Source organism: Saccharococcus thermophilus, from assembly GCF_011761475.1.
Classification (GTDB): domain Bacteria; phylum Bacillota; class Bacilli; order Bacillales; family Anoxybacillaceae; genus Saccharococcus; species Saccharococcus thermophilus.
On record NZ_JAASRS010000001.1, the window covers coordinates 1740842 to 1755298 of the forward strand.

At 47.7% G+C, this 14457-nt stretch carries 14 protein-coding genes; 1 reads left to right on the top strand and 13 read right to left on the bottom strand.

Annotation, left to right across the window (positions count from 1 at the left end):
• Positions 1–250 precede the first annotated feature (250 nt).
• The 4 genes from BDD39_RS09035 to mce all read right to left on the bottom strand — a co-directional run bounded on the left by BDD39_RS09035 (position 251) and on the right by mce (position 4139).
• Positions 251–709 carry a chemotaxis protein CheW gene (locus tag BDD39_RS09035; protein WP_166910011.1) on the bottom strand — a complete coding sequence of 153 codons (459 nt, stop codon included), beginning with the start codon at positions 707–709 and terminating at the stop codon, positions 251–253.
• Between the two features lie 73 nt (positions 710–782).
• Positions 783–1901, bottom strand: a complete 1119-nt coding sequence (locus BDD39_RS09040; RefSeq protein ID WP_166910013.1) for a tripeptidase T — start codon at positions 1899–1901, stop codon at positions 783–785.
• Between the two features lie 267 nt (positions 1902–2168).
• Positions 2169–3719, bottom strand: coding sequence for an acyl-CoA carboxylase subunit beta (locus BDD39_RS09045; RefSeq protein WP_166910015.1), 1551 nt, complete (start codon positions 3717–3719; stop codon positions 2169–2171).
• A gap of 3 nt (positions 3720–3722) precedes the next feature.
• A complete protein-coding gene (gene mce, locus BDD39_RS09050; protein ID WP_166910017.1) occupies positions 3723–4139 on the bottom strand; it encodes a methylmalonyl-CoA epimerase in 417 nt (138 codons plus the stop codon).
• Positions 4140–4312: 173 nt separating this feature from the next.
• Here mce and prli42 point away from each other — a divergent pair, with 173 nt between their 5' ends.
• A complete protein-coding gene (gene prli42, locus BDD39_RS09055; protein WP_166910019.1) occupies positions 4313–4405 on the top strand; it encodes a stressosome-associated protein Prli42 in 93 nt (30 codons plus the stop codon).
• Positions 4406–4548: 143 nt separating this feature from the next.
• Here prli42 and BDD39_RS09060 read toward each other — a convergent pair whose 3' ends face one another.
• The 9 genes from BDD39_RS09060 to BDD39_RS09100 all read right to left on the bottom strand — a co-directional run bounded on the left by BDD39_RS09060 (position 4549) and on the right by BDD39_RS09100 (position 14437).
• Complete coding sequence (locus tag BDD39_RS09060; protein WP_166912354.1) at positions 4549–5052, bottom strand: L,D-transpeptidase family protein; 504 nt, start codon at positions 5050–5052, stop codon at positions 4549–4551.
• A gap of 89 nt (positions 5053–5141) precedes the next feature.
• Positions 5142–6107: an aromatic acid exporter family protein gene (locus BDD39_RS09065; protein ID WP_166910022.1), complete on the bottom strand. Its 966-nt coding sequence runs from the start codon at positions 6105–6107 to the stop codon at positions 5142–5144.
• A 67-nt stretch (positions 6108–6174) separates the two neighbouring features.
• Positions 6175–6897: an ATP-binding cassette domain-containing protein gene (locus BDD39_RS09070; protein ID WP_166910024.1), complete on the bottom strand. Its 723-nt coding sequence runs from the start codon at positions 6895–6897 to the stop codon at positions 6175–6177.
• Complete coding sequence (locus BDD39_RS09075; RefSeq protein WP_166910026.1) at positions 6890–7549, bottom strand: ABC transporter permease subunit; 660 nt, start codon at positions 7547–7549, stop codon at positions 6890–6892. Before BDD39_RS09075 ends, BDD39_RS09070 begins: the two co-directional genes overlap by 8 nt.
• A gap of 70 nt (positions 7550–7619) precedes the next feature.
• A complete protein-coding gene (locus tag BDD39_RS09080; protein WP_166910028.1) occupies positions 7620–8402 on the bottom strand; it encodes a transporter substrate-binding domain-containing protein in 783 nt (260 codons plus the stop codon).
• Between the two features lie 232 nt (positions 8403–8634).
• Positions 8635–9066 carry a BrxA/BrxB family bacilliredoxin gene (locus tag BDD39_RS09085; RefSeq protein WP_166910030.1) on the bottom strand — a complete coding sequence of 144 codons (432 nt, stop codon included), beginning with the start codon at positions 9064–9066 and terminating at the stop codon, positions 8635–8637.
• A gap of 37 nt (positions 9067–9103) precedes the next feature.
• Entirely contained in the window at positions 9104–10207 is a 1104-nt protein-coding gene (meaB, locus tag BDD39_RS09090; protein ID WP_166910032.1) for a methylmalonyl Co-A mutase-associated GTPase MeaB, read from the bottom strand.
• Positions 10204–12399 carry a methylmalonyl-CoA mutase gene (gene scpA / locus BDD39_RS09095; RefSeq protein ID WP_166910034.1) on the bottom strand — a complete coding sequence of 732 codons (2196 nt, stop codon included), beginning with the start codon at positions 12397–12399 and terminating at the stop codon, positions 10204–10206. The genes meaB and scpA overlap by 4 nt, the downstream gene beginning before the upstream one ends.
• Positions 12392–14437, bottom strand: coding sequence for a methylmalonyl-CoA mutase family protein (locus BDD39_RS09100; RefSeq protein WP_166910036.1), 2046 nt, complete (start codon positions 14435–14437; stop codon positions 12392–12394). Before BDD39_RS09100 ends, scpA begins: the two co-directional genes overlap by 8 nt.
• Positions 14438–14457 lie beyond the last annotated feature (20 nt).

Sequence of the window (14457 nt, forward strand, 5' to 3'; positions counted from 1 at the left end):
CCACACAAGAGACTGAATATTCAGTCTCCTGTGTGGAGAAAATCAGTCCCCTATCAATTCAAATCCATTTCAGAGAAACCCTACCCCATTTACATTACACAAAATTCTTGACGGTACCTTCATATCTGAATATATCATTTCTTTGTATAATACGGTATGTTATATTTTTACAACTCAATAAAAACATAACCATAAACTTAGAAATAAAAAAGATTATTGGAAGTAAACATCCAACACAAAAAAGCCACCGTCACCGGTGGTTTTGTACATGCTCCTTAATGGCCTTGGCTCCTTCTAAGCTTTCAAATAATTGGTTCGGATCAATGAGTGTAATCAATCGCTCTGGCAAGTTGGCTACACCTATGAAATAAGGCGTTTGCCGATAGGCGAGCATATTTACTTGCTTGATCGCTTCTTCTGGAATATCGAGAATCTCTTTCGCCTCGTCGACAATAAAGGCAACTGAAACATCTTCGACCATGGTGACAACAAGCCGTGTCTTGTCCGTTTCTTCAAATGGGCGTTCGTACAGCAGTTTGCGTGTATCCAACACCGGGACTAATTCACCGCGAATACGGACGACCCCTACCATATAATCGGGCATTTGCGGAATCACGGTCGGTTCAGTCATTTTTTCAATCGAAATCACATACTCAATCGGAACAGCGTATTGCTCACGCTCAAGCTGAAAAACGACAAACTTGTTCATTCCACCGTCTCCCCTCATTGCCTACAACTCTATTTCTTATATAGAGGAGCATCCAAACATGGATGCCCCGTTATTATTTTGCTACTTCTTCCACGATTGCGACAACCATTTCCGTTAATTTGACAAGCTCTTCAATCGGCATGCGTTCGTTCGTCGTATGAATGTCTTCATAACCAACCGCTAAGTTCACCGTCGGAATGCCAAAACCGGCAATGACGTTCGCGTCGCTGCCGCCGCCGCTCCGCTGCAATTCACATGGACGTCCGATTTTTGCCGCGGCGCGTTTCGCGACTTCGACAACGTGGTCGCCGTCGCCGAACTTAAAGCCCGGATACATCACTTCCACATCCACTTCAGCGCGTCCGCCCATTTCTGCCGCAACCGTTTCAAACGCTTCTTTCATTTTCGCGACTTGCGCTTTCATTTTTTCCGGCACTAAGGAGCGCGCTTCCGCTAAAATATCAACGCGGTCGCAAACGATATTTGTTTGTGTTCCGCCTTCAAAACGGCCGATATTTGCCGTCGTTTCTTCATCAATGCGTCCAAGCGGCATTTTTGCAATCGCTTTTGCAGCGATCGTAATCGCCGATACCCCTTTTTCCGGTGCGACACCGGCATGCGCTGTTTTTCCGTGCACGACAACTTTCAATTTTGCCTGCGTCGGGGCGGCAACGACAATGTTGCCAACTTTGCCATCGCTGTCTAGCGCATAGCCAAATTTCGCTTGAATCAATGACGGATCAAGCGCTTTCGCTCCGACAAGACCGGATTCTTCCCCGACCGTAATAATAAATTGAATCGTGCCGTGCGGGATGTTTTGCTCTTTTAAGACACGAATCGCTTCGAACATCGCCGCCAGGCCCGCTTTATCGTCCGCTCCCAAAATCGTTGTGCCATCAGTGACAACATATCCGTCTTGAATCGACGGCTTTACTCCTTTTCCCGGCACGACCGTATCCATATGGGACGTGAAATAAATTGGGTCTACTCCTTCTTTTGTCGCCTCTAACGTACAAATTAAGTTGCCGGCGCCGTGTCCGGTTTTCGCCGCTGCGTCGTCTTCAATGACATGCAGTCCAAGCGCTTCAAATTTTTGCTTTAATACTTTGGCGATTTCGCCCTCATGCTTTGTTTCCGAATCGATTTGCACGAGTTCCAAAAATTCGTCGACTAAGCGTTGTTGATTGATCATCTTCGTTCTTCCTCCTGCTTATGTACTCACCTAAAAGTATACCCGATTTTGTCAATGATTGCGAAAAATTGTTATGAAAGAATAAGAAAAAGGAATGTTGGTTTTTCATAAATTCCCTAAACCAAGGGGTTTTTATGGGTTTAACTCCTGAATCATAATATTATCGAGAGAAATTCACGAACTAAATAGACAAAGTGAAAAATCACATTTGAGCATGAATGAATCAAACCCGCCGCCACAATGCTGGTGGCAGCGGGTTTCATCGTCTTACAACGGTATATTGCCATGCTTTTTCTTCGGACGTTCTTCATGTTTATTGCGAAGCATCTCGAGCGCTTGGATCAGTTTAATTCTTGTGTCGCGTGGGTCGATGACGTCATCGATCATGCCGTATTTGGCGGCGATATATGGGTTGGCAAACTTTTGCCGGTATTCTTCAATCTTTTGTGCCCGCGTTTCTTCCGGATTCGGGCTGTTTTCGATTTCGCTGGCAAAAATAATGTTCGCAGCTCCTTGCGGCCCCATCACGGCGATTTCGGCGTTCGGCCACGCGTAGACGACATCGGCGCCGATCGACTTGCTGTTGAGCGCCACGTACGCGCCTCCGTATGCTTTCCGCAAAATGACGGTAATTTTCGGAACCGTCGCTTCGGAATACGCGTACAAAATTTTCGCGCCGTGGCGGATGATGCCGCCGTGCTCCTGCTTGACGCCCGGGAAAAAGCCGGTGACATCTTCAAACGTAATAATCGGGATGTTAAACGAATCGCAGAAGCGGATAAAGCGCGCCGCTTTGTCGGACGAATCGATGTCAAGCCCGCCGGCCATAAATTTCGGCTGGTTGCACACCAACCCGACGACCTCGCCTTTGATGCGGGCAAAGCCAATGACGATGTTTTTGGCGAAATTTTTTTGCACTTCCATAAACGAGCCTTCATCGACGACCTGCAAAATGACGTTGCGTACGTCATACGGCCGGACCGCATCAATCGGCACGACATCGGCTAAATCGGGACGATAGTCGTCTTCGCCTGGAATCGGACCAAACGGCGGCTTCTCTTGACTGTTTTGCGGCAAATAGCTTAATAGCTGCCGCACTTGATGGAGCACTTCTTCCTCGGTTGCCCCGGAAAAGTGAGCGTTGCCGCTAATCGTATTATGGACGCGGGCACCACCTAAATCTTCGGCGCTAATTTTTTCCCCCGTCACCGCTTCGATCACTTTCGGTCCTGTAATAAACATTTGGCTCGTCTTTTCGACCATGAATACAAAATCGGTAATCGCCGGCGAGTAGACGGCTCCGCCGGCGCACGGCCCCATAATGACAGAAATTTGCGGAATAACTCCGGAATAAATGGCGTTGCGGTAAAAGATATGCCCATATCCATCTAACGATAATACCCCTTCTTGAATGCGCGCGCCGCCGGAATCATTCAGTCCGATGACTGGCGCTCCTGTTTTTGCGGCTAAATCCATAATGTTGGCGATTTTTTTCGCGTGCATCTCCCCAAGCGCACCGCCGAATACCGTGAAATCTTGCGAAAAGACAAATACGGTGCGTCCGTTGATTTTCCCGTATCCGGTCACAACGCCGTCTCCCGGGCCTTTTTTTCCGTCAAGACCAAAATCGGTGCAACGATGTTCAATAAACGGATTCAACTCGACAAACGTCCCTTCGTCGAGAAGCAAATCAATGCGTTCGCGCGCGGTCAGTTTTCCTTTGGCGTGCTGCTTTTCGATTTTATCGTCGCCGCCGCCAAGCTCGATTTCGCGGCGCCGGTCATAGAGTTCATTAATTTTGTCGTACATATCAGCCATCGCTTACACCTCCGCATCCTTTCTCTCGCAAAGTTCGTACAAAACTCCTTCGGTCGATTTCGGATGCATAAAAGCGACAAGCGCCCCGCCGGCGCCGCGTTTTGGCGTCTCTTGAATCATGCGGATTCCCTTTTCCTTCAGTTCATTGATCCGCTCCTGTATATCATCCACTCCAAGTGCGACATGATGAATCCCTTCGCCGCGCTTTTCAATAAATTTCGCAATCGCGCTTTCCGGCGATGTCGGCTCGAGCAGTTCGATTTTCGTTTCTCCTGCTTTTAAAAAAGCAACTTTTACTTTTTCCGATTCGACTTCCTCTATGCCTAGAAATGGCAACTGCAGTACATCGACATAAAATGGCAGCGCTTTCTCGAGCGACTTAACGGCAATGCCGACATGATCCACTTTTTTTACGTTCATCGTCAATCCCCTTTGCTGTTAAAATAGTACAAACATTAAATATATTTCGCGCTTTCGACAAAAAATCCTGCTTTTTCATGACAATCATGGACAAGTTTTTCCCTTGTCCCTCTTTTTCCGCCACTGTACAATGAAAAGGAGAAATGTTTGTCTTGCAAAAGGGAGGAAGCACAATGTCCCGAAAAACACAAAAATGGGTCGTTTATTTAATGCTGATTTCCATGCTCATTACAACGATTTTAGCCGGCATTAGCATGTGGTTTTAATAAGAAAAGCGCAGGGCGCCCCAATTTCGCCTAAAGGCTGCCCACGTCCTGTGGGCAACGGCGAAATGTCGCCATCCTGGCTCATCGGTCGCTTTGTCCGAACAAAAAAGGCAAGCTCCGTGATGAGGAAGCTTGCCTTTTCGTCAAAGCGCGCCGTATCGCTTGGCAATGGTATAAAACGATTCATTGCTGCGGATAATCAGCACTTTTGTGCCAATCGGCCCCTTTTCATATAGTTGCTCCACGTCGCCATTGTACATGCGCACACAGCCTTGCGATACGTATTTGCCAATCGATGCCGGGTTATTGGTGCCGTGAATTCCGTATACGCGGCCATCCGTTCCTCGCGCATTAAAACCGATCCACCTTGTTCCAAGCGGGTTGTTCGGCGCACCACCTGGAATGTTTTTCTTGCGGTAATACGGATTTTTCGCTTTTACCGTCACGGTGAACAGCCCTTCCGGCGTTAATGACGCATTGAAGCCAGTCGCCACCGGATATACCGCTTCAATTTTCCCGTTACGGATAAAGGCCAGTTTATTTGTTGTCTTATTGATAATAATAAACGGAGTAGTTTCCGCTGCAAAAGAGTCAAGAAACGACAAGAACGAAGAAACGAACAACATGGCTGCTAGCAGAAGGCGTATCATTTTGTTTCACCCTTTTTCCGTTATTTTGTTATAGTGTGAAACAAAAGCGGCGCAAGCATGCATCGCTCTCCCATTGCAGCGGAAGCTTAATTTTTCCTTTCCGATACGCGAAATTGACTTTTAATAATTAAATATTGCTCTAACTCTTTTACCAAATGCAATAGCGCGGCTCGTTCTTCAAATTCTTCGCGTGTTTTTGGAAGCGGCATCGTTTCAAACCGTTTTCGCATATCATAAAGCTCGCGGAGAAAACGGTCGGCCGTATTGCCCGGATGAATGGCATCGCTTAATTTGTCGATAAAATCGGCGATCATCATGCGCTGCTCTACCGTATACGTCAGCGAAGTGACAAGCGGCAGCACCCTTTCTATAATTTCGAGCTGCCTTTCCCGCATGCGAAAATAATGAACATATTCGTCTTCGTCCTCATTCCGCAGCATGCGGTTTTCAACATTGCGCAGCGCCAATAACTTTGCCTGCTGCAGCATCTCGGCCGCGAGCGGCAATTCTTTTCCGTCCCAATCCATTTCATTCGTGCGCAAATAGCGGACAATCTCTTTTAAAATAATGCGAAATAAATCTTCAACAATGCGCTGATATTCCTTTAGCTTCTTTTCTGCGCTCGGCATATACATATTCATCAACAGCGCCACGCTAATACCGATGATAATCAGCAGCAGTTCATTAAGAAGGATGGGCCATGTAAATTGCCTCGCTGCGTACAAATGGAGAATAATGACCGAGCTGGTGACGATCCCCTCATTTACTTTTAGCCATACGGTCGTCGGAATAAAAAAGAGAAGCATTAGTCCGACCGTAAACGGATAATAGCCGATTCCCTGGAAAAAGATATAAGAAAACAACATCGCTACGACACAGGCGACAAATCGCGCCCATGCCGTTTGCATCGATCGTTTTTTCGTGACTTGAATGCATAAAATCGTAATAATGCCGGCAGAGGCAAAATTATGTAATCCCACTAGCTGAGCGATGCTAATTGAAAGCGCGGTGCCTATTGCTGTTTTCGCTGTGCGATATCCAATCTTCACCATTTTTTCATTCTCCTGCTTAAAAAAGTAAAAAAGATGATCCAAGGGACCATCTTTTTATTGTACTTTATTATAGCATCTTTTCAAGAAATTCTTGAGCCCGCTTGCTTTTCGGAGATGTGAAAAATTCTTGCGGAGGCGCGTCCTCGATGAGCTGGCCGCCGTCTAAAAACAACACCCGGTCGGCAACTTCGCGGGCAAAGCCCATTTCGTGCGTAACAATCGCCATCGTCATTCCCGTATGGGCAAGCGACTTCATGACTTCAAGCACTTCTTTGACCATTTCCGGATCCAACGCTGACGTTGGTTCGTCAAACAACATTACATCCGGCGACATGGCAAGCGCCCTCGCAATCGCTACGCGCTGTTTTTGGCCTCCCGACAGCCGGCTTGGATATTCGTTTGCCTTTTGTTCCAATCCGACCTTTTTCAACAGTTCGATGCCTTTCGCTTCCGCTTCGGCTTTTGTCATTCCCTTTACTTTAGTTGGCGCATACGTGACATTTTCAAGCACGGTCATATGAGGAAACAGATGAAAATGTTGAAACACCATGCCGACATGCTGTCGCACTTTCATAATGTTTGTTTTTTTATCCGTAATTTCCTCGTCACCGATCCAAATTCTTCCCCGCGTCGGTTCTTCCAACAAGTTTAAGCAGCGTAAAAACGTGGATTTTCCTGACCCGGATGGACCGATAATCGCCACTACTTCGCCTTGCTTAATCGTTGTCGTAATTCCTTTTAATACTTCTAATTTTCCAAACGATTTATGCAAATCCTCGACTTTAATCACTTTTTCTCAATCTCCCTTCTAACGCTTTGCCAAGCAGCGTAAGAAGCATGACTAAAACGTAGTAAATACATCCAGCAATCAATAGCGGCTCAATATACCGATAAACTTGTCCGCCAACGATGTAAGCACGCCGCATGACATCCATCTCTCCAATTACCGTTACGACCGCAGATTCTTTCGTTAATGTAATCAATTCATTCATCAGTGCCGGCAAAATATTTTTCAACGCTTGCGGCAAAATAATATCACGCATCATTAGCTTGTACGGAACACCAAGCGCCAGCGCCGCTTCCCGCTGCCCTTTATCAACGGCTAAAATGCCGGCGCGGATGATTTCCGAGACATAGGCGGCAGAGTTTAACCCGAACGCGATAACCGCTGAGGGAAACGGTCCGATATCTACACCAGTGAGCTGTGGAATGCCAAAATAAATGAGCACAAGCTGCAATACAAGCGGCGTGCCGCGAAATACGGATGTATACGCGTCGGCAAACCATGTCAAAACCTTCATTTTGCCAATCTTCATTAACGCTAAAATAACTCCAAGCACAAATCCTAACAACACCGCAAAAACGACAATTTTTAATGTAACTGCGATTCCTTTCAATATATATGGAATTGATGGAATAATTTGCGAAAAATCTAAGTTCACGTGAGCCTTCATCCTTCCTTGCAACATAGTGAAAACGTTCAAAAAGGAAATCCTTTTTGAACGTATAACTTTATTGGTCAAACCATTTTTTAATCAACTTGTCCACTTCGCCGTTTTTCATTTTTTCTTGCAACACTTTGTTAAATTCATCGCGAAGCTTGCTGCCTTTCGGGAAGGCGATAGCGGAGCCTGCTTCTTGTTCGCTTGTTGGAATCGTGTGACCTTCTAATTTGCCATTGCTATTTTTCAAATACCCTTTTGCGACTGTATTTTCAATAATCGCTGCATCGAAGCGCCCTGCTTGAATCTCCTGAATTAACTCTGGAATGCGGTTGCGGCTTTCAATTTTCATGTCAACTGTCTTTGCAATTTTATTTGCTTCTTCTTCTTGAATCGAGCCCGTTTGAACACCAACCGTTTTTCCTTTTAAATCTTCGACCGTTTTAATGCCGCTTCCTTTCTTGGAAACGATCATGTTTCGCGCTACATAATACACATCCGAGAAATCAACACTTTTCTTGCGTTTTTCCGTCGGCGTCATTCCCGCTAACACAAAATCTACTTTTCCTGACTGCAGTGCTGGGATAAGACCGCTAAAGTCCATATCAACGATTTGAATTTCATATCCCAATTCTTTCGCGATCATTTTCGCCAAATCGACATCAAAGCCAATAATGTCATTCCCTTTCGTCGTATCAATATATTCAAATGGCGCATAGTCGGCGGAAGTGCCCATTTTTAGTACTTTTTTCTGTTCTTCGCTTCCGTTTTTCTGCTCTCCCCCTGTGCCACATGCCGAGAGCAAACCAATGAATAGAATGCTAGCAATAAAAAGCATCAACGATTTTTTCATACGATGTCTCTCCCTCTCTGCTCAAAAAATTTAAATAATTTTTATAATATTGTGAAATAGATTTGAAGATTGGAAATACAAATCTTGTTTTTGAATAATATTCTATGTTTTGTATATTAACACACGAAGTAATAATTATGCAATTAATTTTTTAATTATAAATAAACCATTTTTACTTTTTGAAAATAACAAACAAATAAAATAAATAACGGAGCTGAAAAATTCAGCTCCGTTATACTTCATCACAATATTGATCAAACGCCGCCTGCAGCTTTTGCACGACTTCAATTGGTTCATGGCCTTCAATTTCATGACGGTGAATCATCATGCAAAACTTGCCGTCTTTTAAAAGCGCGAACGATGGCGAAGAAGGCGGCTGTCCTTCAAAATATTCGCGCGCCCTTGCCGTCGCTTCTTTATCTTGCCCGGCAAAGACGGTGACGAGATGGTCAGGGCGCTTATCATAATGAATCGCATGCGCCGCGGCCGGACGCGCGATGCCGCCGGCACAGCCGCACACCGAGTTGATCATGACAAGCGTTGTGCCTGGACGCTTAAATGCGGCATCAACTTCTTCTGGGGTCCGCAATTCTTCAAACCCCGCTTCGACGATTTCGCGGCGGGATTGTTCGACAATATCATTGTAAAGCGGGAATTGGAACATCACATGCACCTCCTTCTTTATATCGTATCACATTTTTTTACGATTCCCTACTTTCATACACTTGGATAAGCTCCCGCACCGCGGAAGTGACGGATTGCGTTCCGGAAATGACATTATTTTCGATTATCGGAAGCTTCTCTTTGACTGCCGGGTGGGAAAAGAAGCTCGTCTCAAGATAATCTTTAATCATCGAATAAATCCAGTCTTTTTGCTGATGGCGGCGGCGCATGTCAAACACGCCCGACCGTTTCGTCGTTTCCACAAACTTCTCAATCACGTTCCAAATCTCTTCGATGCCTTCTCCGAAAAGCGCCGAGCATGTATATGCTTTTGTCTCCCACCCCGGCGTTGCGGGACGCAAATAATGAAGAATCTGATTATACTCTTTTTGCGTAGCCAGCGCTTTCGGCTTATTGTCTCCGTCTGCTTTGTTAATCACAATCGCATCGGTCAATTCCATAATTCCACGCTTCATTCCTTGCAGTTCGTCACCTGCTCCGGTCAGCACCAGCATTAAAAAGAAATCGACCATGCCGCGGACGACAAACTCGCTTTGTCCGACGCCGACCGTTTCCACCAAAATAATGTCATAGCCCGCCGCTTCGCAAAGCATCATCGTTTCCCGCGTTTTGCGGTGCACGCCGCCAAGCGCTCCGCCTGATGGCGACGGGCGGATAAAGGCGCGCGGATGGCGGGCCAGCGTTTCCATCCTCGTTTTATCGCCAAGAATGCTGCCGCCGGTAATGGAGCTGCTTGGGTCAACTGCCAGCACGGCGACGCGATGGCCTTTTTCGCATAAAAACGTGCCGAACGCTTCGATGAACGTGCTTTTCCCCGCTCCCGGCACGCCGGTGATGCCGATGCGGACCGACTTGCCGACATGCGGCAAAAGTTTATTTAGCACTTGCTGGGCGATGTCCATATGCTTTGATGCGTTGCTTTCCACCAAAGTGATCGCCTGCGCCAAAATCGTGCGGTCATTGTTTAACACGCCGTTGACATATTCCTCGACGGATCGCTCTTTTCGTTTCACCCACCGCTTTGGGGCGGACGGAGGGGCCGCTTTCACATACATGGTGGCAAATTCGCCTTTCCTATCCTCTTCCACCCATTCGGGACGATGTGTTCGTTCGTCGCTCATTGGCTCACTTCCTCGTAACCGAGACGTTTATAAATTTCTTCTAGCACTTTTTCGGCGGCAACTGGAATGACTGTACCAGGTCCGAAAATCGCAGACGCGCCGTGTTGGTATAAAAACTCATAATCTTGCGGCGGAATGACGCCGCCGACGACAACGATAATATCTTCGCGGCCAAGCTTGCGCAGTTCTTCTACCAGTTGCGGCAGCAACGTTTTATGCCCGCCGGCAAGCGAGCTGATGCCGACGACATGGACATCGTTTTCGACCGCTTGGCGCGCCGTTTCTTCCGGCGTCTGGAACAACGGGCCGATGTCAACGTCAAATCCTAAATCGGCAAACGCCGTCGCGATCACTTTCGCCCCGCGGTCGTGGCCGTCCTGTCCCATTTTCGCGATCATAATCCGCGGGCGGCGCCCTTCCAATTCATAAAATTCAGCGGTCATTTTTTTGACGCGTTCAAATTGCTCTTCATTTTGGAATTCGGAGCTGTACACGCCGCTGACCGAGCGGATCATCGCTTTATGGCGCTTCGCCACTTTTTCAATCGCATATGAAATTTCGCCTAATGTCGCGCGGACGCGCGCTGCCTGTACGGCCAATTCAAGCAAGTTTCCTTCTCCTGTTTCCGTCGCTTTCGTGATCGCGTCAAGCGCCTCTTGTACTTTTTGCTCGTCGCGCGAGGCGCGAAGCTGTTTTAATCTTTCAATCTGGCGCATCCGCACCGCCGTATTGTCCACTTCTAAAATTTCAATCGGTTCTTCTTTTTCCGGACGATATTTATTGACGCCGATAATCGTTTCCACACCGGAGTCGATGCGTGCTTGGCGTCTTGCCGCCGCTTCTTCAATGCGCATTTTCGGGATTCCCGTTTCAATCGCTTTCGCCATGCCGCCAAGGCTTTCGATTTCTTCAATATGCTTCCACGCGCGGTTCATTAATTCGTTCGTTAACGTCTCTACGTAGTAGGAGCCGGCCCACGGATCGATGACATTGCAGATGCCTGTTTCATCCTGCAAATACAGCTGTGTATTGCGGGCAATGCGCGCCGAGAAATCGGTTGGAAGCGCGATCGCTTCATCGAGCGCGTTCGTATGGAGCGACTGCGTATGGCCGAGCGCCGCCGCATGTGCCTCAATCAACGTGCGTACGACATTGTTAAACGGATCTTGCTCGGTCAAGCTCCACCCCGATGTTTGCGAGTGCGTCCGCAATGCGAGCGATTTCGGGTTTTTCGGATTGAACGTTTTCATCATTTTCGCCCACATGATGCGCGCCGCGCGCATTTTCGCCACTTCCATGAAATAGTTCATGCCGATCGCCCAGAAGAAGGAAAGCCGTGGCGCAAAGGAGTCGATGTCAATTCCTGCTTTTAAGCCAGTGCGCACGTACTCCAATCCGTCTGCGAGCGTATACGCCAATTCAATATCGGCCGGCGCTCCCGCTTCTTGCATATGGTAGCCGGAAATGCTGATGCTGTTAAACTTTGGCATGTATTTTGAAGTGTATTCAAAAATGTCCGCGATGATGCGCATCGACGTTTCCGGAGGATAAATGTAAGTGTTGCGCACCATATATTCTTTTAAAATATCGTTTTGAATCGTCCCAGAAAGTTTATCTTGCGTGACTCCTTGCTCTTCGGCCGTGACAATATAAAACGCCATAATCGGCAGCACCGCCCCGTTCATCGTCATCGACACCGACATTTGGTCAAGCGGAATGCCGTCAAACAAAATTTTCATATCTAAAACTGAATCGATCGCCACCCCCGCTTTGCCGACATCGCCGACGACGCGCGGATGGTCGGAGTCATAGCCGCGGTGGGTGGCAAGGTCAAAGGCAACGGACAGCCCTTTTTGCCCCATCGCCAAATTGCGGCGGTAAAAGGCATTGCTTTCTTCCGCTGTCGAAAATCCCGCGTATTGCCGGATCGTCCACGGCCGATTCACATACATCGACGGATACGGCCCGCGCAAATACGGCGGAATTCCCGGCATATAATCAAGAAAATCAAAACCTTCGATATCTTTTTTCGTATAAAGCGGCTTGACGGCAATGTGCTCATTCGTTTGAAACAGCAGGTCATCGATCGATGCCCGCACCTTTTCTTCAATCGCCTGTTTCCATTGTTGCTCATCTGCCGTTTGTTTTGTGATTTCGAGCGAAAGGTTTGCAAAATCGACATGTTTACTCATTGAGGGCCACCCCCATCTCTTTCATAAACGATACAATCGTTTCATAACAGTTCGAACCGATATGGATAAAGCCATCGACCCCGGCCTCGATAAAAGTCTGTTCGACATCGGCCGGCTGTTTTCCGGCGACATACAGCTTGGCGTTTGGTTGTGCTTGCTTGAACGCTTTGGCGATCGCAGGAACCATATCGATATAGCTTTCATCCGAGCCGCAAATAACATAATGCGTCCCGTTTGCGTTGATTGCTTTGGATACCGCTTCCTCTGCGCTATGAACGCCTTCGCTTTTTTCAACCGCCATGCCGCCGGCTTCAAAAAAGCCAGTAATAAAATCCGCGCGCGCTTTATAGTTTGGAATGTTCCCGATATTGATGAGATGAACGGCAGGACGCGTTCCGTATTTTTCCAGATGCACTTCGGCAGCTTGGCGCAGCCGTTCGAACGGTTCGGCAAGGCGCCATTGTGCAATCGGCTGGACATGGATGGACGCTTCCTCTGCTTTTAATGCCGCTTCGATTTCCCGAGCGGTTGCTCGACGCAAAGCCATGTCCATTGCCGTTTCGATCCATTGCTGATTGGCAAAGCCCGCTTGCAGCACGGCGACATGCTCTTTGTTGATGACGGAAGAAGACCGATGATGTTCATTGCTTATCTTCGTTTTTTCTACCGGTGCTTCCGCCAAGTTCGCGTAAAAATTGGTGCCGACAATTTTTTCTTTTCGCGTTTCAACGTTTTTCTTGCGCTTCCTTGCGACTGCTTCCACTTGCTCTTGCACAAAGCCGTCCACGAGCGCCTGAACAATGCCGCCTTTTGCTTCGATTTGCTGGAACAGCTTCCACGCTTCTTCTGCCACTTGCGCCGTCAACGTTTCTACATAGTACGAACCGCCGGCCGGGTCAATGACATTGGCGATATGCGCTTCTTCCAACAAAATCAGCTGTGTGTTGCGGGCGATTCTCCGCGAAAATTCGTCTGACGGTCCGATCGCCTCGTCAAACGGAGAAACGTGCAGGCTGTCCGCACCGCCGACCGTTGCCGCGAACGCCTCGGCCGCCGCGCGAAGCATGTTGACATACGGATCGTATACCGTTTTCGTAAAATAGGACGTACGTGCATGCATCGCGATTTTTTGTGATGACTCACTGCCGCCAAACGCTTTGGCAATATTGGACCAAATAAGCCTTGCCGCGCGGAGCTTGGCGATTTCCATAAAAAAGTTGGAGCCGACAGAGAACGAAAACTGGATACGCTGCGCAATGGCATCAATCGCAAATCCTCTATCCAAGCAGGCACGGATATATTCCACCGCGGTCGCAAAGGCAAAGGCCAGCTCTTGCACCGCGTTTGCTCCGCCGTTATGATACGGCTCGCCGCGAACAATGACCGTCTTTACGTTTGGCATATGTTCTTGCGCCCACTTCGTCACAGCGGCCATCACGTCGTACAATGCCGCAAGTGAAATCGGAAGCTGTCCTTTTTCCGCCAGTGTACCGATAGGATCCATCCCAATCGTTCCGTGCACCGCATCAGACGGTATTTGCCGTTGTTGCAAATAAGCGGCAAACAGCGCCAAAAACGAAAGCGATTGTGCCCCCGCATCGACGCGAAGCGAATATTTATCCAAAGAAATATCGGAAAACATGGCTTCGATATCGTCAAGCGATGTTACTGGAAACCCTAGCCGCTCCAACACGATATGGATTTCTGTTTGCCCTTTTTCCAAATCATGCTTGACGATCTCGTTCCACTCGGTCGGACTGCTTGCAGAAATCTCCTGGCTTACTTTCCAAGGCTCTTTGATATAGCCGTTCGGTCTGGTGCTGCGGACGTAGTTGGCAAAGCCCGGATACTGTTCGGTGTAGGCAAGCTTCTCTACGTCATGGCGCGTATAAATAGGCTGAATCGTGATATTTTCATATGTAGTCGAATACAATTTTTCAAACGGTTTTCCTTTTAATGATTTTTCAACTTCCTGTTTCCACTCCTCGAAGCTCGGAATGGGAAATGTCTCGTTTTTCATCGTCGAAATGTCACTCACTATGCTTTCCCCCTTTTCAG